The 25597-nt window shown below is 65.0% G+C and carries 22 protein-coding genes; 14 read left to right on the top strand and 8 right to left on the bottom strand.

From position 1 onward, the window contains the following. The first annotated feature begins 10 nt into the window (after window positions 1-10). The 4 genes from ACI2KK_RS05245 (at window position 11) to ACI2KK_RS05230 (ending at window position 5943) form a co-directional block, all read left to right on the top strand. Window positions 11-1768, top strand: a complete 1758-nt coding sequence (locus ACI2KK_RS05245; RefSeq protein ID WP_404668138.1) for an ATP-binding protein — start codon at window positions 11-13, stop codon at window positions 1766-1768. Then, on the top strand, window positions 1762-3093 hold the full coding sequence (locus ACI2KK_RS05240) for a sigma-54-dependent transcriptional regulator (protein WP_404668137.1): 1332 nt from the start codon (window positions 1762-1764) through the stop codon (window positions 3091-3093). Before ACI2KK_RS05245 ends, ACI2KK_RS05240 begins: the two co-directional genes overlap by 7 nt. A gap of 273 nt (window positions 3094-3366) precedes the next feature. Then, window positions 3367-4686, top strand: coding sequence for an MFS transporter (locus ACI2KK_RS05235; RefSeq protein ID WP_217842012.1), 1320 nt, complete (start codon window positions 3367-3369; stop codon window positions 4684-4686). A 126-nt stretch (window positions 4687-4812) separates the two neighbouring features. Next, complete coding sequence (locus ACI2KK_RS05230; RefSeq protein ID WP_404668136.1) at window positions 4813-5943, top strand: Fic family protein; 1131 nt, start codon at window positions 4813-4815, stop codon at window positions 5941-5943. A gap of 3 nt (window positions 5944-5946) precedes the next feature. On the opposite strand, the gene ACI2KK_RS05225 is transcribed toward ACI2KK_RS05230, so the two are convergent. Next, the gene (locus ACI2KK_RS05225) at window positions 5947-6699 is read right to left on the bottom strand and encodes a hypothetical protein (protein ID WP_404668135.1); all 753 of its coding nucleotides are present in this window, start codon (window positions 6697-6699) and stop codon (window positions 5947-5949) included. Between the two features lie 689 nt (window positions 6700-7388). Here ACI2KK_RS05225 and ACI2KK_RS05220 point away from each other — a divergent pair. Together ACI2KK_RS05220 and ACI2KK_RS05215 are read left to right on the top strand one after the other, a co-directional pair. Then, the gene (locus tag ACI2KK_RS05220; protein ID WP_404668134.1) at window positions 7389-7754 is read left to right on the top strand and encodes a heme utilization protein; all 366 of its coding nucleotides are present in this window, start codon (window positions 7389-7391) and stop codon (window positions 7752-7754) included. A gap of 119 nt (window positions 7755-7873) precedes the next feature. Next, the gene (locus ACI2KK_RS05215) at window positions 7874-8479 is read left to right on the top strand and encodes a flavin reductase family protein (RefSeq protein WP_404668133.1); all 606 of its coding nucleotides are present in this window, start codon (window positions 7874-7876) and stop codon (window positions 8477-8479) included. On the opposite strand, the gene ACI2KK_RS05210 is transcribed toward ACI2KK_RS05215, so the two are convergent. Continuing rightward, window positions 8480-8713 (bottom strand): hypothetical protein, encoded by a 234-nt coding sequence (locus ACI2KK_RS05210; protein WP_217887924.1) that lies wholly within the window; start codon window positions 8711-8713, stop codon window positions 8480-8482. Window positions 8714-8753: 40 nt separating this feature from the next. After that, window positions 8754-9047: a putative quinol monooxygenase gene (locus tag ACI2KK_RS05205; RefSeq protein WP_217842006.1), complete on the bottom strand. Its 294-nt coding sequence runs from the start codon at window positions 9045-9047 to the stop codon at window positions 8754-8756. A gap of 202 nt (window positions 9048-9249) precedes the next feature. On the opposite strand from ACI2KK_RS05205, the gene ACI2KK_RS05200 reads away from it, so the two are divergent. Further along, window positions 9250-10164, top strand: a complete 915-nt coding sequence (locus ACI2KK_RS05200) for an AraC family transcriptional regulator (protein WP_217842005.1) — start codon at window positions 9250-9252, stop codon at window positions 10162-10164. Between the two features lie 89 nt (window positions 10165-10253). Here ACI2KK_RS05200 and ACI2KK_RS05195 read toward each other — a convergent pair whose 3' ends face one another. Further along, entirely contained in the window at window positions 10254-11891 is a 1638-nt protein-coding gene (locus ACI2KK_RS05195) for a 5-guanidino-2-oxopentanoate decarboxylase (RefSeq protein WP_404668132.1), read from the bottom strand. A 113-nt stretch (window positions 11892-12004) separates the two neighbouring features. Here ACI2KK_RS05195 and ACI2KK_RS05190 point away from each other — a divergent pair, with 113 nt between their 5' ends. Further along, window positions 12005-12877 carry a LysR substrate-binding domain-containing protein gene (locus ACI2KK_RS05190; RefSeq protein WP_404668131.1) on the top strand — a complete coding sequence of 291 codons (873 nt, stop codon included), beginning with the start codon at window positions 12005-12007 and terminating at the stop codon, window positions 12875-12877. Window positions 12878-12970: 93 nt separating this feature from the next. Here ACI2KK_RS05190 and ACI2KK_RS05185 read toward each other — a convergent pair whose 3' ends face one another. Both ACI2KK_RS05185 and ACI2KK_RS05180 read right to left on the bottom strand, forming a co-directional pair. Further along, window positions 12971-13585, bottom strand: a complete 615-nt coding sequence (locus ACI2KK_RS05185) for an NAD(P)-dependent oxidoreductase (protein WP_404668130.1) — start codon at window positions 13583-13585, stop codon at window positions 12971-12973. Between the two features lie 28 nt (window positions 13586-13613). Further along, a complete protein-coding gene (locus ACI2KK_RS05180; RefSeq protein ID WP_404668129.1) occupies window positions 13614-14489 on the bottom strand; it encodes an MBL fold metallo-hydrolase in 876 nt (291 codons plus the stop codon). Between the two features lie 104 nt (window positions 14490-14593). Between ACI2KK_RS05180 and ACI2KK_RS05175 the strand changes: the two genes are divergently transcribed. Both ACI2KK_RS05175 and ACI2KK_RS05170 read left to right on the top strand, forming a co-directional pair. Further along, the gene (locus ACI2KK_RS05175) at window positions 14594-15505 is read left to right on the top strand and encodes a LysR family transcriptional regulator (protein ID WP_404668128.1); all 912 of its coding nucleotides are present in this window, start codon (window positions 14594-14596) and stop codon (window positions 15503-15505) included. Window positions 15506-15622: 117 nt separating this feature from the next. After that, window positions 15623-15796: a hypothetical protein gene (locus ACI2KK_RS05170; RefSeq protein WP_217841999.1), complete on the top strand. Its 174-nt coding sequence runs from the start codon at window positions 15623-15625 to the stop codon at window positions 15794-15796. 9 nt (window positions 15797-15805) lie between these two features. Here the strand turns inward: ACI2KK_RS05170 and ACI2KK_RS05165 are convergent, their stop codons facing one another. Further along, a complete protein-coding gene (locus tag ACI2KK_RS05165) occupies window positions 15806-16675 on the bottom strand; it encodes an oxaloacetate decarboxylase (protein ID WP_404668127.1) in 870 nt (289 codons plus the stop codon). Between the two features lie 478 nt (window positions 16676-17153). On the opposite strand from ACI2KK_RS05165, the gene ACI2KK_RS05160 reads away from it, so the two are divergent. After that, on the top strand, window positions 17154-18605 hold the full coding sequence (locus tag ACI2KK_RS05160) for an MDR family MFS transporter (RefSeq protein ID WP_404668126.1): 1452 nt from the start codon (window positions 17154-17156) through the stop codon (window positions 18603-18605). 73 nt (window positions 18606-18678) lie between these two features. On the opposite strand, the gene ttgR is transcribed toward ACI2KK_RS05160, so the two are convergent. Then, complete coding sequence (gene ttgR, locus ACI2KK_RS05155) at window positions 18679-19326, bottom strand: efflux transport transcriptional regulator TtgR (RefSeq protein WP_404668125.1); 648 nt, start codon at window positions 19324-19326, stop codon at window positions 18679-18681. 244 nt (window positions 19327-19570) lie between these two features. Between ttgR and ttgA the strand changes: the two genes are divergently transcribed. Genes ttgA through ACI2KK_RS05140 form a run of 3 tightly spaced genes read left to right on the top strand, consistent with a single transcriptional unit; the run spans window position 19571 to window position 25320 of the window. Continuing rightward, a complete protein-coding gene (gene ttgA, locus ACI2KK_RS05150) occupies window positions 19571-20725 on the top strand; it encodes a toluene efflux RND transporter periplasmic adaptor subunit TtgA (protein ID WP_404668124.1) in 1155 nt (384 codons plus the stop codon). A 3-nt stretch (window positions 20726-20728) separates the two neighbouring features. Further along, window positions 20729-23881 (top strand): multidrug efflux RND transporter permease subunit TtgB, encoded by a 3153-nt coding sequence (ttgB, locus tag ACI2KK_RS05145; RefSeq protein WP_404668123.1) that lies wholly within the window; start codon window positions 20729-20731, stop codon window positions 23879-23881. Then, window positions 23878-25320: an AdeC/AdeK/OprM family multidrug efflux complex outer membrane factor gene (locus ACI2KK_RS05140; RefSeq protein ID WP_404668122.1), complete on the top strand. Its 1443-nt coding sequence runs from the start codon at window positions 23878-23880 to the stop codon at window positions 25318-25320. The genes ttgB and ACI2KK_RS05140 overlap by 4 nt, the downstream gene beginning before the upstream one ends. The last annotated feature ends 277 nt before the right edge of the window (window positions 25321-25597 follow it).

Genomic DNA, 25597 nt, shown 5'->3' with positions numbered 1-25597 from the left:
GACCCTCCCCATGCCCTCATCCTTCCGCGCCCTGCGCCTGGGCCTGATCATCCTGCTGATCGTGGTCGGTACCGTGCTCAGTGCCGGCTGGGCCATGCACCAGGCCAAGCGCGAATCGATGCAGCTGGACGCACGCCGGGCCAACCAGCAACTGGGCCTGTACGCCACCGCCCTGCACACCTTGATCGAACGCTACCGCGCCCTGCCCGCCGTGCTGGCGCTGGACCCGGAGCTGATCGAAGCCCTGCGCGGCCCGGTCACCGAGCAGGTGCAGGACACCCTCAATCGCAAGCTAGAACGCATCAACGGCGCGGCCAACTCCGACACCCTGGAGCTGCTCGACCGCACCGGCCTTGCCATCGCCGCCAGCAACTGGCGCCTGCCGACCACCTACGTCGGTTCCAACTACGGCTTCCGGCCCTATTTCAAGCAAACCCGCAGCCAGGGCAGCGGGCGCTTCTACGCCGTCGGCGTGACCAGCGGCGTGCCGGGCTACTTTTTATCCAGCGCGGTGAACGACGAGCACGGGCGCTTTCTCGGCGCCATGGTGGTCAAGCTGGAGTTCCCCGAGCTTGAGCGCGAATGGCGCCAAGGCAGCGATATCCTGCTGGTCAGCGATGCCCGTGGCATCACCTTCATTGCCAACCAGGACGGTTGGCGCTACCGCGAGCTGCAACCGCTGAGCCCCGCCGACCGCGCCGAGCTTGCCGAAACCCGCCAGTACGACAAGCAGCCGCTGGTTCCCCTGCAACGCCAGGTGATGACCCGCTTCGCCGAAGACAGCCACCTGACCCGGGTACAGGCCCCCGACGGCCCGGCAGAATACCTGTGGGAGAGCCTGCCGCTGGAGGCCGAAGGCTGGACCTTGCACCTGCTGCGCAAGCCGCAGGTGGCCGAGGACGGGCGCAATGCAGCGCTGGGCGCGGCGGCGGTGTGGCTGAGCCTGGTATTCGCGGTATTGTTCGTCAGCCAGCGCCTGCGCCTGGCCCGCCTGCGCCAGCGCAGCCGCGAAGAGCTCAAGCGCCAGGTCGACGAACGCACCCGCGAGCTGCGTACCGCCCAGGAAGGCCTGGTGCAATCGGCCAAACTGGCCGCCCTGGGGCAGATGTCGGCAGCCCTGGCCCACGAGATCAACCAGCCGCTGACCACCCAGCGCATGCAGCTGGAAACCCTGCGCCTGCTGCTCGACCATGGCCGCCACGAACAGGCGCGCCAGGCCCTGGAGCCGCTGGAGCAGATGCTCACGCGCATGGCCGCGCTCACCGGCCACCTCAAGACCTTCGCCCGCAACAGCCCCGGCGGGCTGCGCGAGCGCCTGGACCTGGCCACCGTGGTGGACCAGGCACTGCACCTGCTGGAGGCGCGCATCCGCAGCGAAGAGGTCGAGGTGGCCCTGTACCTGGCCCGCCCGGCCTGGGTGCGCGGCGATGCCATCCGCCTGGAACAGGTGCTGATCAACCTGCTGCGCAACGCCCTCGACGCCATGGCCGACAAACGCTACAAACGCCTGGAGATCCGCATCGAGGCCGACGGCGGGCAGTGGCGCCTGAGCGTGCTGGACTCCGGCGGCGGCATCGACGACGGCCACCTTGCCAAGGTATTCGACCCGTTCTTCACCACCAAGCCTGTGGGTGAAGGGCTGGGCCTGGGCCTGGCGATCTCCTACGGCATCGTCGCCGATGCCGGCGGCGCGCTGCGGGTCGAGAACCTGCCCGGCGGCGCCCGCTTCAGCCTCACCCTGCCCCGCGACCTGGAGCCTGTATGTTGAATTCAGTGATCGTCGTCGATGACGAAGCCAGTATCCGCACGGCGGTAGAGCAGTGGCTGAGCCTGTCCGGGTTCAGCGTGCAGCTGTTCGCCCGCGCCGAAGAGTGCCTGGCGCAATTGCCGGACAACTTCCCCGGGGTGATCCTCAGCGATGTGCGCATGCCGGGGCTGTCGGGCATGCAACTGCTCGAGCGCCTGCAGCAGCAGGACCCGGGCCTGCCGGTGATTCTGCTGACCGGCCATGGCGATGTGCCCATGGCGGTGGAAGCCATGCGCAACGGGGCGTATGACTTCCTCGAAAAACCCTTCACCCCGCAGCACCTGATGAGCAGCCTCGGCCGCGCCCTGGAAAAACGCCAGCTGGTGCTGGAGAACCGCCGCCTGCACGAGCAGGCCGACTTAAAGGCGCAGCTTGAAACCACACTGCTCGGCATGTCCCAGGGCCTGCAGCAACTGCGCCGGCAGGTGCTGGACCTGGCCGGCCTGCCGGTCAACGTGCTGATCCGCGGCGAAACCGGCAGCGGCAAGGAGCGCGTGGCCCGCTGCCTGCACGATTTCGGCCCGCGCGCCGGCAAGCCCTTCGTCGCCCTCAACTGCGCGGCCATCCCCGAAGCGCTGTTCGAAGCCGAGCTGTTCGGCCACGAGAGCGGCGCCTTCACCGGCGCCCAGGGCAAGCGCATCGGCAAGTTGGAGTACGCCAACGGCGGTACCCTGTTCCTCGACGAGATCGAGAGCATGCCGCTGGCCCAGCAGGCCAAGCTGCTGCGGGTGATCCAGGAGCACAAGCTGGAGCGCCTGGGTGCCAACCAGAGCATCGAGGTGGATTTGCGGATCATCGCCGCGACCAAGCCCGACCTACTCGAAGAAGCCCGCGCCGGGCGTTTTCGCGAAGACTTGGCCTACCGCCTGAACGTTGCCGAACTGCGCCTGGCACCGCTACGCGAGCGGCGTGAGGATATCCCGTTGCTGTTCGAGCACTTCGCCCGCGCTTGCGCCGAGCGCCTGGGGCGCAGTGCCCCCGCGCCGAGCGGTGCACAGCTGGCGCAACTGCTGGCCCATGACTGGCCGGGCAACGTGCGCGAACTGGCCAACGCCGCCGAGCGCCATGCCCTGGGGCTGGGTTCGCCGAACCTGGCGCCAGCGGCCGAATGGCAATCGCTGAGCGATCAGGTGGAGGCGTTCGAGGCCCAGTGCCTGCGCGCCGCCCTGCGCCAGCACAAGGGCGAGATCAAGGGGGTGATGGAGGCGCTGCAACTGCCCAGGCGTACGCTGAACGAGAAGATGCAACGGCATGGGCTGGTGCGTGAGGATTTTCTCGAGGGCTGAATGAGCGGATTTCCGCCTAGTCATTTGGATGAATGAGCGGAAGTTCGCTCATTGGCCCTGGGATTGTTGGGGCTGCTGTGCAGCCCATCGCCGGCAAGCCGGCTCCTACAGGGGAACGTGCAACCCAGGCTACGCAAGGGGCCGGCTAGCCAGCGGTGGCCTGCACACGCACTCATTTGAATCACCCCGCACCCATTTGGCACAGCTTCTGCAAAACCCTTCTCAAGCCGCGCCCGACGCGCGCCTCACAAAAACAACGAGAAGGTATCCCTGATGGATAACGCCAGCACCCTGCCCACCGGGGCGGCCGCCGCGCCCGCCGCAGAAAAATCCACCGCCAGCCGCCTCAAATCGATTTTCAGTGGTTCCATCGGCAACATGGTCGAATGGTACGACTGGTACGTCTACGCCGCATTCTCCCTGTACTTCGCCAAGGCCTTCTTCCCCGCCGGCGACACCACCGCGCAACTGCTCAACACTGCCGCGATCTTCGCCGTGGGCTTCCTCATGCGCCCGATCGGTGGCTGGCTGATGGGCCTGTACGCCGACCGCAAGGGCCGCAAGGCCGCGCTGATGGCCTCGGTACTGCTGATGTGCGCAGGCTCGCTGGTCATCGCCCTGACCCCGGGTTATGAAACCATCGGCGTCGCCGCACCCGTGCTGCTGGTCATCGCCCGCCTGATGCAGGGCCTGTCGGTAGGCGGCGAGTACGGCACCTCGGCCACCTACCTCAGCGAGATGGCCAGCAAGGAGCGCCGCGGCTTCTTCTCCAGCTTCCAGTACGTCACCCTGATCTCCGGCCAGCTCATCGCCCTGGCGGTGCTGATCATCCTGCAGAACACCCTGACCACCGAAGAGCTGTATGCCTGGGGCTGGCGTGTGCCGTTCGTGATCGGCGCGCTGTGCGCGGTGGTTGCGCTGTACCTGCGCCGTGGCATGGAAGAGACCGCCTCGTTCACCAAGAAAGAGAAGTCCAAGGAAAGCCTGATGCGCACCCTGATGCGCCACCCCAAAGAGCTGCTGACCGTGGTCGGCCTGACCATGGGCGGCACCCTGGCCTTCTACACCTACACCACCTACATGCAGAAGTACCTGGTGAACACGGTGGGCATGAGCATCGGTGACTCGACCACCATCTCGGCTGCCACCTTGTTCCTGTTCATGTGCCTGCAGCCGGTGATCGGCGGGCTGTCCGACAAGATCGGCCGGCGCCCGATCCTGATCGCCTTCGGCGTGTTGGGCACCTTGTTCACCGTACCGATCCTCAGCACCCTGCACACCATCCAGACCTGGTGGGGTGCGTTCTTCCTGATCATGGCGGCGCTGATCATCGTCAGCGGCTACACCTCGATCAACGCCGTGGTGAAAGCCGAACTGTTCCCTACCGAGATCCGCGCCCTGGGCGTGGGCCTGCCGTACGCGCTGACCGTGTCGATCTTCGGCGGCACCGCCGAGTACGTGGCCCTGTGGTTCAAGAGCGCCGGCATGGAAAGCGGCTTCTACTGGTACGTCACCGCCTGCATCGCCTGTTCGCTGCTGGTGTACGTGACCATGAAGGACACCAAGCAGCACTCGCGCATCACCACTGACTGATCGCAGCGCTGCAAGACACAAAAGGGGCGCTCCGCTTGGCGGGGCGCCCCTTTTTTTGTGGGTGTGAGCCGAATAGCGGGTTTATTCGGCTCACTTTATGAGCCGAATAGCGCTATTATTCGGCTCATGAACACAACCGTACCCTTCTGGATCTGGCAGCAGCCCGACTGGCCAGCGTTCCATTGGAACGATCAGCACCTGGCGGCGCTGCTGCGCGACTGCGTTGAAACGCAGGGCCAACTGCTGGGCAGAACAGGGGCCGTAGCGGCCATCGATGCCGGCGACGATATCCTCGATACACTGTTGCAGAACATCGTCACCTCCTCGGCCATCGAGGGTGAACGACTGAATGTCGAGTCGGTGCGCTCATCACTGGCCCGCCGTCTGGGCATCGATGAACCCGGGCCAACCAGTGCACGCAGCGAAGGCCTGGCCGAGCTGATGCTCGACGCAACCACAGGCTACGACCGCCCGCTGGGCATGCAGCGCCTGTTCACCTGGCATCGCTGGCTGTTCCCCGAGGGCCCCAACCTGCTGGACCAGGCCCTGCCTGTGGGCGAGTTGCGCGATGAGGCACCGATGCAGGTGGTTTCCGGACGCACGGACAAACCTCGAGTGCACTTCGAAGCACCGCCACGGGCAGGCCTGGAAGCGCAACTGCAGCAGTTTATTGATTGGTTCGAGGCCAGCCGCAGCGACAACCAGCTAGACCCGTTGCTGCGTGCAGGTATCGCCCATTTCTGGTTCGTCACCCTGCACCCGTTCGCCGATGGTAACGGTCGCCTGACCCGGGCGCTCACCGACCTGGCCCTGGCCCAGGGCGAGCAACAGGCCATTCGCTTCTACGCCATGTCGGCCAGCATCCTGGAGGATCGCGCCGGCTACTACGAGGTGCTGGAGCGCAGCCAGAAAAGCAGCCTGGACATCACCGAGTGGCTTGCCTGGTTTCTGCTGACACTGCTGCACAGCCTCGAACAGGCTCTGGTACGCATAGATCGGGTGCTGGCCAAGGCGCGCTTCTGGCAGGCACACCGGGATGACGGCCTGTCGCCGGAGCAGGCCAAGGTGCTCAACCGCCTGCTCGACGGCGGCCCGAAAGGCTTCGAGGATGGCATCAGCGCCAGCCAGTATCAGGCCGTGGCCAAGGTCTCCAAAGCCACGGCCACCCGTCACCTGGCCGACCTGCTGGCCAAGGGTTGCCTGCTGCGCCTGCCTGGCGGCGGGCGCAGTACGCGCTATGCCATCCAGCCGGCCTGAGCCTTACGAGCGCTCGAGCACCCGCACCGGCTCACGCCGCTGGTAGTAGGTCGCCATCAGCACCAGCACCAGCAGCACCCCGCCCAGCACCGCCGAGGAGCCGATGGTGCCAAAGTCCAGCCCGCCCTTCTCGTGGGTCTTGGTCAGCACATCGCCCAGGGTTGCACCGAACGGCCGGGTCAGCACGAAGGCGATCCAGAACAGCACCACGCCGGAGATCCGCGTCCAGTAGCGGGCCGCTGCAACTACAGCGATGGCCGAGCCGATCAGCAATGCACCGCCGGCAAAGCCCAGGCCGGAATCGTCGGCCAGGTAGTCGCCAAGCGCGGTGCCGAGGGTGTTGGAGAACAGGATCGCCACCCAGTAGAACAGCTCGCCACCGCGGTTGCGGATGCGCGTGACGTCCAGCGGGTTGCCGCTCAGGCGCCACAGGGCAAAGGTCAGCAGCAGGATGCCGATCAGCAGCGCAGAACCGGCGGCGTAGCCCAGGCCCAGGGTACGGTCCATGAAGTCGGACATGGTGGTACCGGCGGTGCTGGTGGAGAGGATCACCAGCCAATACAGCACGGGGTGGTAGCGGCGCGAGTAGAGCTGGGTGACCAGCGTCACCAGGAACACGCTGATCAGCAGCAACGAGCTCATGGCGTAGCCGATGTTCAGGGTCATCGACAGCAGGTCGCCTGCGGTCTCGCCGAGGGTGGTGGCGCAGATCTTCATGACCCAGAAGGCCAGGGTGATTTGCGGGAGTTTGTTCATTGTTGTGCCGCTCCAGGGGTTGGGTGCGGCGATGGTGCAGAGCGGGGGCTGAAAAATTGGTTGGGCGTGGATGAAAAATGCGTTGGTGTTTGCCGAAGCTTCTTCAGCGCCTGTGAGATCGAGCGCCGCCCGCGCGGCGCTTCGCGGGTAAACCCGCTCCCACAGTTTGTTTCGGGCCAGTCTGTCCTGTGCCATCACCTGGTCCGCCTTGTTGGTTCGACGCGGTTTCAGCGTGTGCGTTGGCGCCGCTCCACATGACTCAAGGCATGTACCAAGGCAGGCGCCGGTACTTCACAGAAAAAACTGGCCCGAAACAAACTGTGGGAGCGGGTTTACCCGCGAAGCGCCGCGCGGGCGGCGCTCGATCTGATAGGCGCTGCAAGGGTTGTGGCGAACACCTGCCTGCCCTAACGCGAACACCTCGAAAAAGATGGCCTTAACGACCGATTAATTTCCGGCGCCCATGCTGTGCCGAACGATGCCCGCTGCCGGGGCCGGGGCTGCAAATACTGTCACCGCTGATGGCCCTATCGCCGGCAAGCCGGCTCCTACAAGGACGAGTCGCGCCCATACACATCGATTAAATCGATTTTTAAGCGTTATTTTTTGCGCTTTTTAATCAAATTAATCGGCGTAGCATTGAATCCATAGAAACAAACAACCCCAACGAAACCCTCGGAGCAACCACCATGAAAAACAAACTGATCCTCACCCTCGCCCTCTCCGTCCTGGCCACTGGCGCCTTTGCCGAAGACGGTTTCGACCGCACCAACAGCCACAACTTCGCCGCCGTACAGAGCCAGTCGGCCACCTACGCCGAAGACGGCTTCGACCATACCAACGCCCAACGCTTCGCCGAAGACGGCTTCGACCGCACCAACGCCCAGCGCTTCGCCGAAGACGGCTTCGACCGCACCAACGGCCAACGCTTCGCCGAAGACGGCTTCGACCGCACCAACGGACAACGCTTCGCCGAAGACGGCTTCGACCACACCAACGCCCAGCGCTTCGCCGAAAACGGCTTCGAGCGTACCAACGCCCACCGCTTCAGCTGATCACTGAACGCGTGCAACCAGCCCGGCTTTTGCCGGGCTTGATCATTTCCAGCCAGGCAAAGCCTTGGCACACTAGGCGCCTCGTCCCCGCAAAGGAATGGCCTCCGGGCCTCGCGCAGATGTACTACTACGAACCCGCCAAAGGCCACGGCCTGCCCCACGACCCGTTCAACGCCATCGTCGGCCCGCGCCCCATCGGCTGGATCTCCAGCCACGACCGCGACGGCCGCCTGAACCTGGCGCCGTACAGCTTCTTCAACGCCTTCAACTACATCCCGCCAATCATCGGTTTCTGCAGCGTCGGGCGCAAAGACAGCCTGAACAACATCGAGCAGACCGGAGAATTCGTCTGGAACCTGGCCACCCGCCCGCTGGCCGAGCAGATGAACCAGAGCTGCGCGCCGGTGGCCGCAGAGGTCGATGAGTTCGCACTCAGCGGCCTGACCCCGGCCGCTTCGAACGTGGTCAAGGTGCCGCGGGTGGGTGAAAGCCCGGTGAGCTTCGAGTGCAAGGTGAGCCAGATCATCCAGCTGACCCGCGCCGACCAGGAGCCGGTACCGAGCTGGTTGATCCTGGGTGAGGTGGTGGCCGTGCACATCGCCGACCACCTGCTCAAGGACGGCATCTACGACACCGCGGCCGCAGAACCTATCTTGCGCGGCGGCGGCCCGGCCGACTACTTCGCCCTGGGCGAGTTGTTCAAGATGGGCCGCCCGCAGGCCTGATCAGAAGATCAGTTCGCCGTCTTCGCTCACGCCCTGCAGACGTTCGAGTTCAGCGCAAGCCGCCTCGTCGGCGGCTATCGCGCCCTTGAACAGCTGGCCGTCCAGTACCTTGTGAAAGCGCGGTGCGCCGCCCTGGTTCAGGGCCTTGACGGCGATTGCCGCGTGGTAGCCGCCACCTTCTACCGGCACCATCGCCGAGACCGCTTCGAAGTGGGGGAATTCTCTACGTGCCATGCTGCACTCCGCTTGTGATCGAGGGGCGGCATTCTACACCTCAGGCAAAGGTGTGCAGGTCGAGGCTGCTGACAAACTGCTCCTGCACCAGCTCGCCAAAGGCCTGCAAGGTCGGTGAGGCGAAGTAGCCGCTCATCGCTTGCTGGTCGCTCCAACTGCCGCTGAGCAGCCACAGGTCGGCATCGACTTGCGAGCGTTGCACGCTGAAGCTCAGGCAGCCGGGTGTGCGCAACGATGGCTCGAGCAGATCGCGCAGACGCATGCCGAGTTCTGCCGAACGACCGTTGCTGGCGCGGATGAAAGCCAGGTGTGTGACCGGTTGCTGTTGGGTCATGAACGATCTCCTTGAAGCAGTGCGAGCGGGAAAACCAGGCTGCCAAGGTTAGGGCCCCGCCCGCGCGGGCCGTTAGGCCAATACTGCCGGCCGATTGCCTGATCCTGCCGCGTTGCAGGATCAGGCAATCGAGGTGCAGCATTCGACTAGCGCCCGGCATTGCCCAAACCTATGCTGGCCGGGTCTTCCGAGGAAACCCGCCATGACCACGCCCCTCGAACCCTCACTCGAACTCCAGCGCCAGGAACTGGCCGGGCTGATCCTGCGCCATGCCAGCGGCCCCCACGGGCCGATGTCGGCGGTGCAGGACCTGTACCTGTCGGCCTACCGCGAAAACGTACGCTCGGTGCCCACCCTGGCGCAGCCGGCGCTGTGCATTCTGGCCCAGGGCAGCAAGGCGCTGTTTCTGGGTGATGAGCAATACGCCTACGACCCGCTGCACTACATGGTGGTGTCGGTGACCTTGCCGATCAGCGGCGTGCGCCTGGACGCAAGCCCCGAGCACCCAAGCCTGGGCCTGCGCCTGGACCTCGACGCAGCGGAGATCAGCCAGTTGATTGCCGAGAGCGGGCCGATGCTGGTGCCCAACCTGCCCTCCGGCCGTGGCCTGTATGTGGAGCGCAGCGACCCTCAGTTGCTCGATGCTTTGCTGCGGCTGGTGCGCCTGCTGGACAGCCCGCGGGACATCCCGATGCTCGGCCCGCTGATCCGCCGTGAAATCCTCTACCGCCTGCTGCGCGGGCCCCAGGGCCATCGCCTGTACGAGATCGCCCTGGCCAACAGCCAGACCCACCGGGTGTGCCAGGCCATCGCCTGGCTTAACCGGCATTACCAGCAGCCGCTGCGCATCGAGGACCTGGCGCGTGAGGTGAACCTGAGTACATCGACGCTGCACCACCGGTTCAAGGCGGTCACCTCGATGAGCCCGCTGCAGTATCAAAAACAGCTGCGCCTGCAGGAGGCGCGGCGCTTGATGCTCAACGACGGGCTGGAGGCGGCGGTGGCGGCCTACCGGGTGGGCTATGAGAGCCCCTCGCAGTTCAGCCGCGAGTACAGCCGGTTGTACGGCGCACCGCCGATTCGCGATGTGGCGCGGTTGCGCGCCAGCGCAAACTAGCCTCTGGCCCTATCGCCGGCAAGCCGGCTCCTACAGGCGGGTGCCTCTCCCTGTAGGAGCCGGCTTGCCGGCGATAGGGCCAGCAGCCATCACCCTTTCACTGCACCTTGCCACTGCTGCTGATCCACCTGGATCAAGGTCGGCCCGCGCCGCTCCACCGCACGCAGCAATGCCGCCTGCAACTGCGCCACATCCCCCACATCCTCAGCCTCGGCGCCCAGCGCCCTGGCCACTCCAATGAAGTCCGGGGTATGGATGTCCACCCCCACCGGCTCGATGGCCCGGTTGACCATGTATTTCTTGATTTCCTCGTAGCCCTGGTTGTTCCACAGCAGCACGATCAGCGGCACCTGCGCCTCTACTGCACTGGCCAGCTCGGGCAGGGTGAACTGCAAGCCGCCATCACCGATCAGGCACACCGCCGGCGCACGCTCGGCCGCAGCTGTGGCGCTGCCCAGCCAGGCGCCCATGGCCGCCGGCAAGGCGTAGCCCAGGGTGCCGTAGCCGGTGGAAGCATTGAACCAGCGGCGCGGGCGGGCCATGTCCAGGGTCAGGTTGCCGGTGTACACCGGTTGGGTCGAATCGCCTACCAGGATCGCATCTGGCAGTGTTTGCAGGATGCTGGTCAGCAGGCGGGTCTGGCTCAAGGTGGGTGCATCCCAGGTGGCGGCATTGTCCTCACGCAAGCGGGCCGCGCGGGCACTGCCCCAGCCGGCCTCACGGGCCGGCGCAGGCAGCGCCTGCAAGGCCTTGAGCAAGGCATCAGCCGCCGTTTCGGCATCGGCCACCAGGGCCAGCTCAGGCAGGTAATTGCGCACGGTCTGGTCGGGGTCGATGTCGATGCGCAGCAAGCTGCCGGATATTTCGAAACCACCCTTGAAAGTCACGTCGTAGTCGGTCTCGGCAAGCTCGGTGCCAATGGCCAGCACTACATCGGCCTCTGCCACCAGGGCGCGGGTGGCGGGCAGGGTCTGGGTCGAGCCGATCTGCAGCGGGTGGCTGGCCGGCAGCAGGCCCTTGGCGTTGATGGTCAGCGCCACCGGGGCCTGCAGATGCTCGGCCAGGGCCGCCAAAGGCTCACCGGCGGCCAACGCACCGCCGCCTGCCAGAATCAACGGCCGGCGCGCCGCCGCCAGGCGCTCGGCCATCTGCCGTACCGCAGCAGGCGCAGCACCTGCACGCAAGGTACGCACCGGGCGGCCTGGCAGCAGGTGGTCGGCAGGCTCCACCAGCACATCCAGCGGGATCTCGATATGCACCGGGCGCGGGCGGGCACCGTCGAACACGGCGAAGGCCCGGGCCAGCACCTGAGGCAGGTCGTCGGCGCTCATCAGCGTCTGCGAAAACGCCGCCACGCCGGCCACAAGCCCCGCCTGGTTAGGCAGCTCGTGCAGCTTGCCGCGCCCGCCGCCAAGCGCGCTGCGCGACTGCACACTGGAGATCACCAGCATGGGGATCGAGTCGGCGTAGGCCTGGCCCATGGCGGTGGTGATGTTGGTCATGCCGGGGCCGGTGATGATAAAGCACACCCCCGGCTTGCCGCGGGTACGCGAATAGCCGTCGGCCATGAAGCCGGCGCCCTGCTCGTGGCGCGGCGTGACGTGGCGGATGCTCGACGCCGCCAGGCCCCGGTACAGCTCGACGGTATGCACGCCAGGAATGCCGAAGACATGGTCGACGCCATAGCCTTCGAGGAGTTTGACCAGCACTTCGCCACAGGTTGCCATTATCGAGTACCCGATTCTTGTTGAAATCAGGCTTCATGGAACCAATTGGCCGCTGTTGCCACAATGCAAAAAAACACATACTAGGCATGTCTTCACGTCATGGCTGAACACCAATGAACCGCCTGCCGCCCTTGCCCGCCCTGCACACCTTCCTGGTCACCGCCCGGCATTGCAACTTCACCCGGGCGGCCCAACAGCTGCATATCACCCAAGGCGCCGTCAGCCGGCAGATTGCCGGGCTCGAGGAACACCTGGGCTACCCGCTGTTCCTGCGCCAGGCGCGGGGGCTGGCGCTTACCCGCGAAGGCCAGGATTGGCTGCCGCGGGTGCAGCAGGTGTTCGCCCTGATCGAACAGGGCGTGCGCGAAGTAGGCGGGCGCAGCGCCGCCCTGCAGCTCAAGGCCCCCACCTGCGTGATGCGCTGGCTGTTGCCGCGGCTGATGGAGTGGCAGGCGCTGCGCCCGGACATACCGGTGGAGCTGACCACCACGGTGCAGCACGGCGTGGATTTTCGCCATGAAGGCTTCGACGCCGCAGTGGTGTATGGCGCCGCGCCCAACCAGGGTTTGCAGGTACGCAAGCTGTTCGACGAGCAACTGACCCCGGTGTGCGCCCCTTCCCTGCTCGCAGGCAAGCTGCCCTTGCAGCAGTTGCAGGACCTGGCGCGGCACATGCTGTTGCATCCGTCCCGCGACGAGCATGACTGGCGGCTGTGGTTGCAGGCAGCGGGGGCCGGCTTCGAGCCCCAGGGGCCGAGGCAGCATTTCGAGACCCTGGACATGGCCATGGCCATGGCCTCCCAGGGCACCGGCGTGGCCATCGGCGACTGGGCGTTGATCGGCGATGACCTGCGCAGCGGCCGCTTGTGCATGCCGTTCGGGCTGAAGGTGATGACCGGCAAAGGCTATTACCTGGTGAGCCCGGGCAAGGCCATGCCGGCGGGGCTCGGGGAGTTGCTGGACTGGCTGCAAGCCCAGGCCCTGTAGGAGCCGGCTTGCCGGCTCCTACAGGTGGTGGGGCATGCCTGAGATTACAGGCTCGGCCGCAACGCCAGGCTCCTACAGAGGGGCGGTGATGCCTCAGTAGCCGACAGTGAACCGTGCCCGCGAATGCGCCGGCTTTTCCAACTCGTCGAGCATGGCGATGGCATAGTCGGCAAAGGTGATCCAGCTCTTGCCGTCGGCGCCGATCAGCAGGTGGTCCTTGCCCAGGGTGTAGCGCCCGCTGCGCTCACCTTCGACGAATTCCGCCGAGGGCGACAAGAAGGTCCAGTCCAGGGTCGGCTGCTGACGCAGCGCATCGAGAAACTTCACCCCCGCGCTGGCCTCGGCCTTGTAGGCCTCGGGGAAGTCCGGGCTGTCGATCACCCGATGACCCGACGGCAACAGCAGGCTGCCCGCTCCGCCCACCACCAACAGGCGTTTCACCCCGGCACGTTTGACCGGCTCGATGATCGCCTGCGGTGCGAGGGTGGAAAAATGCGCGGCGCTCAGCACTGCATCAACGCCTGCCACAGCGGCCTGCAGGGCGGCGCTGTCCTTGGCGTCCAGTGCTTTGACGGTCACGCCCTCGCGCCCTTGCAGTTGCGCGGGGTCGCGGGCAATGGCGACCACGCTGTGGCCACGGCGCAGGGCCTCTTCCAGCAGTTGGCTGCCGGCGCGCCCGGTGGCGCCGATGATTGCGATCTTGCTCATGGGAAACACTCCAGTCAGGTTAAAGGGGTTACCACTTCATCTCGCCCTTGGCGACCTTGGCTCCCAGTTCCAGCGAGCTTTCATCGGCAAGGTTGGGGTAGCGCTGCTTCATCGCCTGCACCAGCGCGGCAGCATTGCTGGCCTTGCCGGCTTCGGCGTCGAAATCACGAATGTAGCCTGCGGTAAAGCGCACCGCCTGCAACGAGCGGCTGCTGTCGCCCAGGTAGTGCCCCGGGATCACCGTGCGCGGTGCCAGGTGCTCGATACGCTTAAGCGTGCCCAGCCAATCGGCATGGGACTTGGCGCCTTGGGTGTCGGCCATCCACACGTGGATATGCTCGGACACCACCACGCCACCGACCACCGCCTTGATCGACGGAATCCACACAAAGCTGCGGTCTGGCTGCGGGCCGTCCAGGCCGATCACTTCCAGGGCCTGGCCTTCCAGTTCCAGGCGGTCACCTTCAAGCACCTGCGGCAGCACCAGCCTGGCCGGCTTGTCGGCGCCCATCTGCGGGCCCCAGTAGGCGAGTTTGGCGTCCATGGTCTTGCGGATATGCGCAACGGTGGCAGCTGAGGCTACTACCCGGGCCTTGGGGAATGCCTGGGTCAGGGTGTCGAGGCCGAAGTAGTAATCCGGGTCGCCATGGCTGATGTAGATAGTAGTCAGTTGCTTACCTGAGGCCCGCAGGCGCTCGACCACCTGCGCAGCCTGGGCCTTGCCGAACTGGGCATCGACCAGAATGGCATCGTGCTCGCCGCTGACGATCACCGAACTGACCGGGAAGATGGCGGCATCACCTGGGTTGTACACATCAAGGGCCAGGGGTTCGGCGGCCAGCGCCGGGCCTGCCAGGGTGGCGCAGGCCAGCAGCAGGCTGCGTAAGGGCGTGAACAAGGACATCGGTGAATCCTGCTGTGAGGGAAGATGCAGCACAGCTTAGTTGCCCGAACCGGTACAAAAAATGCGATGCTGCAACATAGTTTGTTTCTGAAACCGGGCAAATCATGGACCGTCTCAACGCCATGCGCGTGTTCGTCACCGTCGTCGACCTAGGTAGCCAGTCTGCCGCTGCTGACCATCTGGAGCTTTCAAGGCCTGTGGTCTCGCGCTACCTGGCGGAGCTTGAGGAGTGGGTGGGTGCACGCCTGATGCAGCGCACCACGCGCAAGCTCAGCCTTACCGCCGCAGGCAGTGAGACGCTGCCGCGCTGCCGGCAGATGCTGGAGCTGGCCGGCGACCTGCAAGAGGCGGTGCGCCAACCCGACGACGCCCCGCGCGGCGAGCTGCGCATCAGCGTCAGCACCTCGTTCGGCCAGGCCCAGTTGGTGGATGCGCTGGCCGCCTACGTGAAGCGCTACCCGGGGGTGAAGGTGGAGCTGCAGATGCTCGACCGCACCGTCAACCTGGTGGACGAGCGCATCGACCTGGCCATCCGCACCAGCAACGACGTCGACCCCAACCTGATCGCCCGGCGCCTGTGCGTATGCCGCTCGGTGATCTGCGCCAGCCCTGCCTACCTGGGCGAGCACGGCACGCCGCAACGGGTGGAGGATCTGAGCCTGCACAACTGCCTGACCCACGCCTACTTTGGCCACAGCCTGTGGCACTTCGAAGTGAATGGGGTCGAGCTGGCAGTGCCGGTGCAGGGCAACCTCAGCGCCAACGAGGCCCTGACCTTGCAAAAGGCAGCGCTGGCCGGGGTGGGTATCGCCATGCTGCCCAGCTACCAGGCGGCCGCGGCCATTCGCGAAGGTGATCTGGTGCGCCTGTTGCCGCAAGCCAAACCCAGGGAGCTGATGCTGAACGCCGTTTACACCTCGCGCAAACACATGCCGGCGACGCTGCGCAGCATGGTGGATTTTCTTGCGCAGCGGTTTGCCGGGGAGCCGGAGTGGGATCGGGGGTTGGTGGTGTAGCTGAGGGCCCTATCGCCGGCAAGCCGGCTCCTACAGAGGAGTGCGGTACCCTGCAATTCTGCCAGACCGGCCTATGCTTGAACGTATCACCTGTTGCAGCAACAGGAGGTCCGTACCATGAGCATCAAGTCCAGGCGTTGCGCCCTTGTCTTCGCCCTTGTCGCCGTCGCCGGCCTGTATGGCTCGGCCTGCTGGCGGGTCGAACTGCTTCGCAGCCAGCCCAACAGCGCCGCCAGTTGCGCGCAGGAGCACTGCGTGCCCCACACCGCCACCTTGAGCGCCGTCAGGTAACCTGCGCGGTTACTCCTCGACGCTCATGTATTCCTTGGCCCAGCGGATGTAATCCTCCGGCTGGGTGTAGGTGTGCGAGAGCTCGGTGGCGCTGAGGTTTTCCGACTTGTTCTGCTGGCCGCGCTGCAGGCGCAGGCAGTCGTAGGTGGCCTTGATCGCGGCAAAGTACGCGGCGTGGCCATCGACCACGATACGCACGCCCAGGCGCGCCAGGCGCTCGTCGTCGCGCAGGTTGGGGTTGGCGTAGGTAACCAGCATCAACGGCACGCTCAGGTGTTCGGCAATCTGCTCCAACTGCTCGAAGTCCTTCACCCCCACCATGCAGATACCGTCGGCACCGGCCTTCTGGTAACTCTGGGTGCGCACGATGATCTCTTCGGTGGTCAGCACCCCGGCGTTGGTCCGGGCGATGATCGCCAGGGCCGAGTCAACCCGGGCTTCAAGCGCAGCGCGGATCTTGCCCACGCCTTCTTCAACCGAAATCAGGTCGGTGGACTTGCGGCCGAACTGGGCCGGCAGCAAGGTATCTTCGATGGTCAGCGCAGCCACGCCGGCGCGCTCCAGCTCGATCACCGTGCGCATCACGTTCAGCGCGTTGCCGTAGCCATGGTCGGCATCGGCCAGTACCGGCAGTTGGGCAACGCGGCCGATGCGGGTGGCCTGCTCGACGAATTCGCTGAGGGTGATCAGCGCAAAGTCCGGTGCGGCCAGCACCTGCAACGAGGCGACCGAGCCGCCGAGAATACCGACTTCAAAGCCCAGGTCCGAGGCGATGCGCGCGGACATGGGGTCGAACACCGACGCGGTGTGATAGCACGAACCTGAGGCAAGCAGCTCGCGGAAGGCAAAACGAAGATCGTGGTGGGAAGCCTTGGGCATGATCACTCCGCCTGTAATAAGAAATGTTGAACGGCTGACAACCGACCCCTGTATCGGGTCCACCTGAGTGTTACAACCGTCGCCATCAGGGCGGTCATGCTCGACATGCAGGTAGAGGAATAAAAGGTGTGGACATACAGCGACGCGAAACCCTGCGGCAAATTGTTGCACCAAGCTGGTGCAGGCCACGGGTTTCAGCCTCTGCAGCCTTCGCACGATATCACGCGGCCATGCAGCTAATGGTGAATGTGCTAATGCCGATCTTGCATAGGCGATGCACATAGTACATAGGAAGCTACGTAACTCAGGTTACAATCTGCCCATTGCAAATCGGCTGATCGAAGGGTCGCCCACGCCCGCAAGTCACTGTTTTGTGTTGGCTGTACCGGCCTCATCGCCGGCAAGCCGGCTCCTACAGGGGCATCCCTGTGAAACGGCGCTTCGACTTGCCCCGCGATCACCACAAAGAAGGTACCCCGTGACTGCCGCCCTGCCCCCCACCGCCCTGCGCAGCGTCCTCACCGCCCTGATGCTGGCGATCTTCCTCGGCGCCCTCGACCAGACCATCGTCGCCGTGTCGATGCCGGCCATCTCCGCCCAGTTCAACGATGTCGGCCTGCTGGCCTGGGTCATCTCCGGCTACATGGTGGCGATGACCATCGCCGTGCCGATCTACGGCAAGCTGGGCGATCTTTATGGGCGCCGGCGCATGATCCTCACCGGTACCGCGCTGTTCACCCTGGCCTCGGTGGCCTGCGGCCTGGCCCAGGACATGCCGCAACTGGTGCTGGCGCGGGTGCTGCAGGGCATCGGGGCCGGCGGCATGGTGTCGGTCAGCCAGGCGATCATCGGCGACTTCGTGCCACCGCGCGAACGTGGCCGCTACCAGGGCTATTTCAGCAGCATGTATGCCCTGGCCAGCGTTGCCGGGCCGGTGCTGGGTGGCTGGCTGACCGAGTACCTGTCGTGGCGCTGGGTGTTCTGGATCAACCTGCCGCTGGGGCTGGTGGCACTGTGGGTGATCCACCGGGCGCTGGACGGGCTGGCGGTGAGCCGGCGCCAGGCGCAGGTGGATTACCTCGGTGCGGTGCTGATGATCATCGGCCTGGGCAGCCTGCTACTGGGCATCACCCTGGTGGGCCAGGGCCACGCCTGGCTGTCGCAGCCGGTGCTGCTGCTGATGAGTTGCGCGCTGCTCGGGCTGCTGGTGTTCGTCGCCCACGAGCGCCGTTGCCACGAGCCGCTACTGCCCATGAGCCTGTTCGGCAACCGGGTGGCGGTGTTGTGCTGGTGCGTGATCTTCTTCGCAAGCTTTCAGTCCATCTCGCTGACCATGCTGATGCCGCTACGCTACCAGGGCATCACGGGCGCCGGCGCCGACAGCGCGGCGCTGCACCTGCTGCCGCTGGCCATGGGCCTGCCCTTGGGCGCCTTCACCGGCGGGCGCATGACCAGCCGCACCGGGCGTTACAAGCCGCAGATTCTGGCAGGGGCCCTGCTGATGCCGCTGGCCATCGCGGCCATGGCCGTGACCCCTCCGCAGTCGGGGCTGCTCAGTGCACTGTTCATGCTGCTGACCGGCATCGCCTGCGGGCTGCAGTTCCCCACCTCACTGGTGGGTACCCAAAGCGCGGTGGAATCGAAAGATATCGGCGTGGCCACCAGCACCACCAACCTGTTCCGCTCGCTGGGCGGGGCGATGGGGGTGGCGTGCATGTCCAGCCTGCTGCTGGCATTTCTGCAGATGGGCGGGTTCGAGATGGTCGGTAACCCGTTGCTGGGCAGCCTTAAGGCCGGGGAAGCGGACCTTGTGACCCAGGCGCGCTTGCTGGAGACCTTCAAGCACCTGCTGCTGGGCAGTGCCGCGGTGGCGGTGCTGGGGTTGCTGGCGGCGCTGGCGTTGCCGGACAGGCAATTGCGCGGGCGATGAGGCCGGTACAGAGGTTGTTAATCCCCGCTTAATAGCCAGTGGGCAACACTTCCTCACAATCCTTCACAAAGTGTCATTTGCGCAGCCCGGGGCTCAAGCGCAGCATATCCAGCCCGGTGTCGACCCACTTCTCGGCATCGCGCAGCAAATCGAAACTGTCCGGCAGCAGCAACCAGCGCCCGATCAGGCCGTCGACGTAGGCGAACATGGCCACCGCAGCCCGCTCGCAGTCGAGGTCTGCCGGCAGCTGTTCGCGGCGCACGGCGTTGGTCAGGGCCAGGGCGATGCCCTCGTGGCAATCCAGCACAGCGCTCTGGCGCTGCTGGCGAATCTCACACATGTCATCGGTGAACTCGCACTTGTGATGCAGGATTTCATTGATACGCCGGGTCCGGGCGTCGAGCACCAGCTCGTTGAACACTTGCAGCAGCAGCTTGCGCATGCAGCCGAGCGGGTCCAGCTCGTCTTCGCTTTCACTGGCCCGCGCCAGGTGGTCATGGGTTTCGTGCAGGCTGTCGAGCAGCGCCTGCACCAGGTCCGCCTTGTTGCTGAAGTGCCAGTAGATCGCGCCGCGGGTCACCCCCGCGAGCTCGGCGATATCGGCCAGGGTAGTACGCGCAACCCCGCGCTTGTAGAAGGCCCTTTCGGCAGCCTCGATGATCTGGGCGCGGGTTTCCTGGGCTTCTTCTTTGGTTCGCGGACCATGGCAGCACAACCTCATCAGGCCGCCCGGCGCTCATCACGGGCGGGCGGATTTCAGGCCGGGGGCGCCTCTTTCAGGGCATCTCCCGGTAACAATTGATTACTAAGAGGCGGTCTTCCCGGACCCGCCTGCGGTATTTACAAACAACCATGAATGTAAGTATATTCCTTAGCAAGCTATTTATCCACTCGATAGCATTCTTCTGACCAAACACTTCCACTATATTCTTGAGCTCCCCCGCTCCAGCGACCCGAGGATCCTCATGCAATTCAAGCCAGCTGTTACCGCTCTGGTTTCCGCCGTCGCCCTGGCAACTCTGCTCAGCGGCTGTAAGAAAGAAGAAGCCCCGCCTGCAGCGCAGGCTCCTCAGGTCGGCGTCGTCACCCTGCAACCGCAAGCCTTCACCCTGACCTCGGAACTGCCGGGGCGCACCACCGCCTACCGCGTGGCCGAGGTTCGCCCGCAGGTCAACGGCATCATTCTCAAGCGCCTGTTCAAAGAGGGCTCCGAGGTCAAGGAAGGGCAGCAGCTCTACCAGATCGACCCGGCCGTCTACGAGGCAACGCTGGCCAACGCCCAGGCCAACCTGCAGGCGACCCGCTCGCTGGCCGAGCGCTACAAGCAACTGATCGACGAGCAAGCCGTCTCCAAGCAGGAGTACGACGATGCCAACGCCAAACGATTGCAGGCCGAAGCCTCGCTCAAGAGCGCGCAGATCGACCTGCGCTACACCAAGGTGCTGGCCCCGATCAGCGGCCGCATCGGCCGTTCCTCGTTCACCGAGGGCGCCCTGGTGAGCAACGGCCAGACCAACGCCATGGCCACCATCCAGCAGCTCGACCCGATCTACGTCGACGTCACCCAGTCCACCGCAGAGTTGCTCAAGCTGCGCCGTGACCTGGAAAGCGGCCAACTGCAAAAGGCCGGCGACAACGCAGCGCAAGTGCAGCTGGTGCTGGAAGACGGCAGCCTGTTCAAGCAGCAGGGCCGCCTGGAGTTCTCCGAAGTGGCAGTGGACGAAACCACCGGTTCCGTCACCCTGCGCGCGATCTTCCCCAACCCCGACCACACCCTGCTGCCTGGCATGTTCGTCCACGCCCGCCTGAAAGCCGGTGTCAACGCCAACGCCATCCTGGCCCCGCAACAGGGCGTTACCCGCGACCTGAAAGGCGCGCCGACCGCCCTGGTGGTCAACAAGGATAACAAGGTCGAACTGCGCCAGCTCAAGGCCAGCCGTACCCTGGGCAGCGACTGGCTGATCGAGGAAGGCCTGAACCCGGGTGACCGCCTGATCACCGAAGGCCTGCAGTACGTGCGCCCGGGCGCCGAGGTCAAGGTCAGCGAAGCCACCAACGTCAAGAAGCCGGGCAGCCCTGATCAGGCCAGCGCAGCGAAAGCAGACGCCAAAGCGGAGTAAACCATGTCGAAGTTCTTTATCGATCGCCCGATCTTCGCCTGGGTGATCGCACTGGTGATCATGCTGGTCGGCGCCTTGTCGATCCTGAAGCTGCCGATCAACCAGTACCCCAGCATCGCGCCGCCGGCCATCGCCATCGCCGTAACCTACCCGGGCGCCTCGGCGCAAACCGTGCAGGACACCGTGGTGCAAGTCATCGAGCAGCAGCTCAACGGTATCGACAACCTGCGCTACGTGTCGTCCGAGAGCAACTCCGACGGCAGCATGACCATCACCGCCACCTTCGAGCAGGGTACCAACGCCGACACCGCCCAGGTGCAGGTGCAGAACAAGCTCAACCTGGCCACCCCGCTGCTGCCGCAAGAAGTGCAGCAGCAGGGTATCCGCGTGACCAAGGCCGTGAAGAACTTCCTGCTGGTGATCGGCCTGGTGTCCGAAGACGGCAGCATGACCAAGGACGACCTGGCCAACTACATCGTCTCCAACATGCAGGACCCGATCTCGCGTACTGCGGGCGTGGGTGACTTCCAGGTGTTCGGTGCCCAGTACGCCATGCGTATCTGGCTGGATCCGGCCAAGCTCAACAAGTTCCAGCTGACCCCGGTAGACGTAAAAACCGCCGTGGCCGCGCAGAACGTGCAGGTATCCTCCGGCCAGCTCGGCGGCCTGCCTGCCATGCCCGGCACCCAGCTCAACGCCACCATCATCGGCAAGACCCGCCTGCAGACCGCCGAGCAGTTCCAGAAGATCCTGCTCAAGGTCAACAGCGACGGCTCCCAGGTGCGCCTGGGCGACGTGGCCCAGGTTGGCCTGGGCGGCGAGAACTACGCCATCAGCGCCCAGTTCAACGGCAAGCCGGCCTCCGGCCTTGCGGTAAAACTGGCCACCGGCGCCAACGCCCTGGACACCGCCAAGGCGCTGCGCAAGACCATCAGCGACCTGGAACCGTTCTTCCCGCCAGGGGTGAAAGCGGTATTCCCGTATGACACCACCCCAGTGGTCACCGAATCGATCAGCGGGGTAATCCACACCCTGATCGAGGCCGTGGTGCTGGTGTTCCTGGTGATGTACCTGTTCCTGCAGAACTTCCGCGCCACCATCATCACCACCATGACCGTACCGGTGGTGTTGCTGGGGACCTTCGGCATCCTCGCCGCCGCAGGCTTCAGCATCAACACCCTGACCATGTTCGCCATGGTGCTGGCCATCGGCTTGCTGGTGGACGATGCCATCGTCGTGGTGGAGAACGTCGAGCGGGTGATGTCCGAAGAGGGGCTACCGCCCAAGGAGGCCACCAAGCGCTCCATGGGGCAGATCCAGGGTGCCCTGGTGGGTATCGCCCTGGTGCTTTCGGCGGTATTGCTGCCGATGGCCTTCTTCGGTGGCTCCACCGGTGTGATCTACCGCCAGTTCTCGATCACCATCGTCTCGGCCATGGGCCTGTCGGTACTGGTCGCGCTGATCTTCACCCCGGCGCTGTGCGCCACCATGCTCAAACCCTTGAAAAAGGGCGAGCACCATGTGGCCAAGCGCGGCTTCTTCGGCTGGTTCAACCGCAACTTCGACAAGAGCGTGCAAGGTTACGAGCGCAGCGTCGGCACCATCTTGCGCAACAAGGTGCCGTTCCTGCTGGCCTACGCGCTGATCGTGGTCGGCATGATCTGGCTGTTCGCCCGCATCCCCACCGCGTTCCTGCCTGAAGAAGACCAGGGCGTACTGTTCGCCCAGGTACAGACCCCGGCCGGTTCCAGTGCCGAGCGCACCCAGGTGGTGGTCGACCAGATGCGCGAGTATCTGCTCAAGGAAGAGTCCGACACCGTAGCCTCGGTGTTCACCGTCAACGGCTTCAACTTCGCCGGCCGCGGCCAGAGCTCGGGCATGGCCTTCATCATGCTCAAGCCGTGGGGTGAGCGCTCCAAGGAGAACAGCGTGTTCGCCCTGGCGCAGCGCGCCCAGCAGCACTTCTTCACCTTCCGCGACGCCATGGTGTTCGCCTTCGCCCCGCCTGCGGTACTGGAGCTGGGTAACGCCACCGGCTTCGACGTGTTCCTGCAGGACCGCGGCGGTGTCGGCCACGCCAAGCTGATGGAAGCGCGCAACCAGTTCCTTGGGCTTGCCGCACAAAGCAAGATCCTCAGCGCCGTGCGCCCGAACGGCCTGAACGATGAGCCGCAGTACCAGCTGACCATCGATGACGAACGTGCCAGCGCCCTGGGCGTGACCATCGCCGACATCAACAACACCCTGTCGATCGCCCTGGGTGCCAGCTACGTCAACGACTTCATCGACCGTGGCCGGGTCAAGAAGGTGTACATCCAGGGGCAACCCAACTCACGGATGAGCCCTGAAGACCTGCAGAAGTGGTACGTGCGCAATGGCGCCGGCGAAATGGTGCCGTTCTCCTCGTTCGCCAAGGGTGAATGGACTTACGGCTCGCCGAAACTGTCGCGCTACAACGGCGTCGAGGCGATGGAAATCCTTGGTGCGCCAGCCCCGGGCTACAGTACCGGTGAAGCCATGGCCGAGGTCGAGCGTATCGTCGGCGAACTGCCTGCGGGCATCGGCTACTCCTGGACCGGCATGTCCTACGAGGAAAAACTCTCCGGCTCGCAAATGCCGGCGCTGTTCGCCCTCTCGGTACTGTTCGTGTTCCTGTGCCTGGCAGCGCTGTACGAAAGCTGGTCGATCCCGATCGCGGTCGTGCTGGTAGTACCGCTGGGTATCATCGGTGCACTGCTCGCCACCAGCCTGCGCGGGTTGTCCAACGACGTGTACTTCCTGGTCGGCCTGCTCACCACCATCGGTTTGGCGGCGAAAAACGCCATCCTGATCGTCGAGTTCGCCAAAGAGCTGCACGAGCAGGGCCGCAGCCTGTACGACGCGGCCATCGAGGCCTGCCGCATGCGTCTGCGCCCGATCATCATGACCTCCCTGGCGTTCATCCTCGGCGTGGTACCGTTGACCATCGCCAGCGGCGCCGGTGCCGGCAGCCAGCACGCCATTGGTACCGGCGTGATCGGCGGCATGATCAGCGCCACCGTACTTGCCATCTTCTGGGTACCGTTGTTCTTCGTCGCCGTGTCTTCGCTGTTCGGCACCAAGGAACACGAACCGAAAGAAACTCCTGAAACTCCACGTTATGAGGCTGGGCAATGACCAAGTCTTTGTTGTCCCTGGCGGTTACCGCCTTCATTCTCGGCGGCTGCTCGCTGATCCCCGACTACCAGGCGCCTGAAGCGCCGGTGGCTGCGCAGTGGCCCCAGGGCCCTGCGTACTCGCCGACCGAGTCGGCCAACGTCGCCGCCGCCGAACAGGGCTGGCGCCAGTTCTTCCACGACCCGGCGCTGCAGCAACTGATCCAGAGCTCGCTGGAGAACAACCGCGACCTGCGCGTGGCAGCGTTGAACATCGACGCCTACCGCGCCCAGTACCGCATCCAGCGCGCCGACCTGTACCCGGCGGTTTCGGCCACCGGCAGCGGCAGCCGCCAGCGGGTGCCGGCCAACCTGTCGCAAACCGGTGAAGCCAACATCACCAGCCAGTATTCGGCCACCCTGGGCGTCAGCGCCTATGAGCTGGACCTGTTTGGCCGGGTGCGCAGCCTCACCGAGCAAGCCCTGGAAACCTACCTGTCCAGCGAGCAGGCGCGCCGCTCCACGCAGATCAGCCTGGTGGCCAGTGTGGCCAACGCCTACTACACCTGGCAGGCCGACCAGGCGCTGCTGAAGCTGACCGAAGACACGCTGAAAACCTACGAAGAAAGCTATAACCTCACCCGCCGCAGCAACGAGGTGGGTGTGGCGTCGGCCCTGGACCTGAGCCAGGCGCGCACGGCAGTGGAAGGCGCGCGGGTCAAGCTGTCGCAGTACCAGCGCCTGGTCGCCCAGGACCTGAACAGCCTGACCGTGCTGGTCGGTACCGGCGTCGGCAACCTGCCGGCACCGCTCAAGCTCGACGCCGACCAGTTGGCCGAAGTGCCGGCAGGCCTGCCCTCCGAGCTGCTGCAACGCCGCCCGGACATCCAGGAAGCCGAGCACCTGCTCAAGGCCGCCAACGCCAACATCGGCGCCGCCCGCGCAGCGTTCTTCCCAAGCATCAGCCTGACCGCCAACGCAGGTACCTTGAGCCCGACCATGGGCGGGCTGTTCAAGGGTGGTTCGGGCACCTGGCTGTTCCAGCCGCAGATCAACCTGCCGATCTTCAACGCCGGCAGCCTGAAGGCCAGCCTGGATTACTCGAAAATCCAGAAGGACATCAACGTCGCCAAGTACGAAAAGACCATCCAGACCGCCTTCCAGGAAGTCGCCGATGGCCTGGCCGCACGCAAGACGTTCGAAGAGCAGTTGCAGGCCCAGCGCGACCTGGTGGCCGCCAACCAGGACTACTACCGCCTGGCCGAGCGCCGCTACCGCATCGGTATCGACAGCAACCTGACCTTCCTCGACGCCCAGCGCAACCTGTTCAGCGCCCAGCAGTCGCTGATCAGCGACCGCCTGTCGCAACTGGTCAGCGAGGTCAACCTGTACAAGGCCCTCGGCGGTGGCTGGTACGAGCAGACCCAGCAGCAGGCGTCGATCGAACAGCCCAAGGGCTGATCGACCGAACGGCAACAACAAGCCCACCCTCACGGTGGGCTTTTTTGTGGCCAACGAACTCCGCCCCCTGTAGGAGCGGCCTTGTGTCGCGAAAGGGCCGCAAAGCGGCCCCGGCAATTCGGTATGAATACTCAGATCCTGGGGCTGCTGAGCAGCCCTTTCGCGACACAAGGCCGCTCCTACAAAGCTAGATGCCAGGCCTCAGAACATTGCGTTCGATAATCGCCCCATTCCGCTTGCGACGAATTGCCTCGCCCCCGCCCTGCCGCGCACCATC

This window comes from Pseudomonas sp. NPDC089406 (genome assembly GCF_044900265.1).
Classification (GTDB): domain Bacteria; phylum Pseudomonadota; class Gammaproteobacteria; order Pseudomonadales; family Pseudomonadaceae; genus Aquipseudomonas; species Aquipseudomonas fakonensis.
The sequence above is the reverse complement of the archived record's forward strand: the minus strand, read 5'-3'. Positions and strand labels throughout refer to the sequence as shown.